Here is a 3806-nt window from a genome sequence, read left to right on the forward strand (position 1 = left end):
TCCGCCTGCCCGCCCGGTGCGGCCAGCCGCTGCAGCATTCCTGCCAGCGGCAGCGCCGCGCACAGCACCAGCGCCGCGCAGCCCACCAGGTAGCGCGCCTGCGGCCGCGCATTGCGCAGCAGCGCAAACAGCAGCGCCGCGATCCAGCCGACCAGCATCCCCTGCCACACGAAGTCGAGCAGCGCCCAGCCAAGGCTCGGCACCAGCGCGGACATCAAGTTGGACAGGGCATGCATACGCGGTCTCCTCATTGCGTTGAAAAGCAGAATAAATGTTCTAGAAAGTCTTGTCTAGAACTTTTTTTCTACATACGTGCGCAGTGCGGCACGCATGGGAGAACTGTAGGAGGCGAGGCATGGCAGCGCGAGCGCGCTGCGACAGACGGGCGATTCGGGGGAACAGTCTGCTCCCCCCGCAGCGGGGTGCGAATTACTTCTTGCCGTCCAGGGCGCCGATAGTGGCGATGCTGGGCGGACGTTCCTTCTGCAGCCGCTTGGCGACCTGCTCGGCCTGGGCCATCGCCCGCAGCACATTGTCGCCCGCCAGCTTCTTCAGGTCCGCATCGCTCCAGCCGCGGCGAATGAGTTCCGCGAACAGGTCCGGGTATTTGGAAACGTCTTCCAGGCCCACCGGCACCGCGCCGGCGCAATAGTCCCCCGCCACGCCGATGTGGTCATGCCCCGCCACCTTGGCGACGTAGTCGATGTGGTCAGCCACGTCCTTGAGCGTGGCCTGCGGCTCCGGCCCATGCTGCCGGGTGAATTCCTCGACGATCTGTTTCGGGTCCGTCCCCGGCGGCGCGCCCTTGACCCGCTTGTCCAGTTCCACGTGCCAGGCACGGTTGGCCCGGTTCACGAACGGCGGCACAAACGACACCATCACCACGCCGCCATTGGCCTGCATGCGGCGCAGGACATCGTCCGGCACGTTGCGCGGATGATCGACCAGGGCAAGGGCCGAACTGTGCGAAAAGATGACCGGGGCTGCGCTGACGTCCAGCACCTGGCGCATCACGTCCGCCGACACGTGGCTGATATCGGCCAGCATGCCAAGCCGGTTCATCTCGCGCACCACCTCCTTGCCGAATGGGGTCAGGCCATGGTGGCGCGGCTCGCCGAGAGCGGCGTCGGCCCAGTCGAGCGTGACGTTGTGGGTCAGGGTCATATACCGCGCACCGAGGTCGTAATAGGTGCGCAGCGCGCCAAGTGAATTCTCGATCACATGGCCGCCTTCCATTCCAATCAGCGAAGCGACCTTGCCCTTCGCCGCGATCCGCCGCACGTCGGCCGCAGTCAGCGCCAGCTCCATCGCCTCCGGGTAGCGCGCGATCATGCGCCGGGCGAGATCGAGCTGTTCGAGCTGGGTGCGGGCGAAACCTTCCTTGAGCTCACCTGGCACGAACACCGACCAGAATTGACCGCGCACCTGCCCCTGCTTCAGGCGCGGGATATCGGTTTCGTTGGGTGCGTGCCCGCGCAGGTCATAGCCTTCCAGGTCCATCGGCGTCTTGGGGTCCTCGCGGATCTCCCAGGGGAGGTCGTTGTGGCCGTCGATCAGGATGGCGGACTTCAGGAGAGTGCGCGCGTGGACCAGCGCGGGGTCAGGCGCCGCGGCAAAGGCGCACGGCAGGACGAAGGCGGACAGCAGGACGGCGTAACGCAGCATGGAGGCTCCTGAAAGCGCGGGGTGATCAGTACACGACGACCGAGCGGATCGACTCGCCCTTCTTCATCAGCTCAAAGCCCTCGTTGATCTGGTCCAGGGTGAGATGGTGGGTGATCAGGTCATCGATGTTGATCTTGTTTTCCATGTACCAGTCGACGATCTTCGGCACGTCCGTGCGGCCGCGCGCGCCGCCGAACGCAGAGCCCTTCCATTCGCGCCCCGTCACCAGCTGGAAGGGACGGGTCGAGATCTCCTGCCCCGCCGCCGCCACGCCGATGATGATCGACTGGCCCCAGCCCTTGTGGCAGCACTCGAGCGCCTGGCGCATGGTGCTCACATTGCCGATGCATTCGAAGCTGTAGTCCGCGCCGCCGTCGGTCAGCTGGATGATGGCGTCGACCACGTTCTCCACGTCGTTCGGGTTGATGAAGTGGGTCATGCCGAACTTACGTCCCATCGCTTCGCGCGCCGGGTTCAGGTCCACGCCGATGATCTTGTCCGCGCCAACCATGCGCGCGGCCTGGATCACGTTCAGGCCAATGCCACCCAGCCCGAACACCACCACATTGGCGCCCGCTTCCACCTTCGCGGTGAAGATCACGGCGCCCACGCCGGTGGTCACGCCGCAGCCGATGTAGCAGATCTTGTCGAACGGTGCATCCTCGCGCACCTTCGCCAGCGCGATCTCGGGGACCACGATGTAGTTGGAGAAGGTGGAGGTGCCCATGTAGTGGGCGATGCTCTGGCCATTGAGCTTGAAGCGCGAGGTCCCGTCGGGCATCAGGCCGCGCCCTTGCGTGGCGCGGATGGCCTGGCAAAGGTTGGTCTTCTGCGAGAGGCAGAATTTGCACTGGCGGCACTCGGGCGTGTACAGCGGGATCACGTGGTCGCCGGAGCGCAGGCTCTTGACGCCCGGGCCGGTCTCCAGCACCACGCCCGCGCCTTCGTGGCCGAGGATCGCGGGGAAGATGCCTTCCGGGTCGGCGCCGGACAGGGTGTACCAGTCGGTGTGGCAGATGCCGGTGGCCTTGATCTCGACCAGGACCTCGCCTTCCTTCGGCCCTTCCAGCTCGACTTCTTCAATCGTCAGCGGTGCGCCGGCCTTCCATGCGATGGCTGCCCTGGTCTTCATTCCTGCCTCCTGTGATCAATGAGGCGAAAATGATAGCACCCAGGGCGGTGACAGTCAGTTCACTATGCGGCCAGTTCGCCGGGCGTCTGGGGCAACGCCATGCGCGGCCGCTGTTCCCATGCGGTGCGCAGCTGGTCCGTGAGGCGCAAGGGCACCAGCGGCTTGGGGATGATGCCGATCGCACCAGCTTCCATATAGCGTTCGATGTCGTAGGCCGAGGTCCGCGCCGTCACGAACAGCGCGGGCACGTCGGCCATGTGGGGCAGGCGGCGCAGCGCGTGCAGCAGCTGGATGCCGTCCAGCTCCGGCATCATCACGTCCAGCAGCACCAGGTCCGGCGCGATCTCGCGCGCCAGCTGCAAGGCTTCTTCGCCGCTGGCGCATTCGCATACGTCGTACTTGCCGATCACTTCCAGCACCAGCTTGGCGGTGGTGCGCACGTGAAGATCATCCTCCACGTAGAGGATGGTTTGCAGCTTGCCCATGCTTAGCCCTCCGCCGCCAGGTCGTTCGACAGGCCAAGCAGCGCGGACACTTCGCGCCACAGCACGCGGTGCGTGGACCAGGGCTTGGGCAGGTAGCCCTGCACCCGGTCGCGCCACGGCGGGCTGTTCTCGGTATGGACCAGCACCGGGGTGCTGTCCAGCGATGGCAGCAGCGAGGACCCGTTTCCATCGGGGAGATACGGGTCGATGATCACCAGCGAATAGATGTCGTTGGCGATGGCGCGGCGCGCGTCGACGAGGGAGGAGACGCGTGTCACATGCACCTCGGGCGCGAGCAGGCCTGCGACCATGCTGGCGCATTCGTCGTCATGATCCACATGCAGCACGTGCGGCTTGCCTGGCGCGCGGCTGGTGCGCGCGGCCCATTCGCTGCGGCCTGCGTGCGGGCCGTCGTCGTCGTGGGCCGGGTGGGCGAATTGCGGCTGCTGCGCGGCGCCCGCGTGCGGTGCGGTCAGGCGCGGGTCCGCAGGATGGACGCTGCTGCGGGGCGCGGTCAGGCGGGG

4 protein-coding genes and 1 pseudogene are annotated in these 3806 nt (G+C 66.2%); all 5 read right to left on the reverse strand.

The features are described from left to right. Positions 1-236, reverse strand: a pseudogene (locus tag E4L96_RS10615) (hypothetical protein); the annotation flags it as partial. A 193-nt stretch (positions 237-429) separates the two neighbouring features. Then, positions 430-1665 (reverse strand): dipeptidase, encoded by a 1236-nt coding sequence (locus E4L96_RS10620; RefSeq protein WP_135207192.1) that lies wholly within the window; start codon positions 1663-1665, stop codon positions 430-432. A gap of 25 nt (positions 1666-1690) precedes the next feature. Further along, on the reverse strand, positions 1691-2797 hold the full coding sequence (locus E4L96_RS10625) for an S-(hydroxymethyl)glutathione dehydrogenase/class III alcohol dehydrogenase (protein ID WP_135207193.1): 1107 nt from the start codon (positions 2795-2797) through the stop codon (positions 1691-1693). Positions 2798-2859: 62 nt separating this feature from the next. Further along, positions 2860-3282 (reverse strand): response regulator, encoded by a 423-nt coding sequence (locus tag E4L96_RS10630; RefSeq protein ID WP_135207194.1) that lies wholly within the window; start codon positions 3280-3282, stop codon positions 2860-2862. A 2-nt stretch (positions 3283-3284) separates the two neighbouring features. Then, the coding region (locus E4L96_RS23655) for a response regulator (protein WP_167758657.1) at positions 3285-3806 on the reverse strand (522 nt) is incomplete at its 5' end.

It is taken from the genome of Zemynaea arenosa (genome assembly GCF_004614185.1).
In the GTDB taxonomy this organism is placed as follows: domain Bacteria; phylum Pseudomonadota; class Gammaproteobacteria; order Burkholderiales; family Burkholderiaceae_D; genus Telluria; species Telluria arenosa.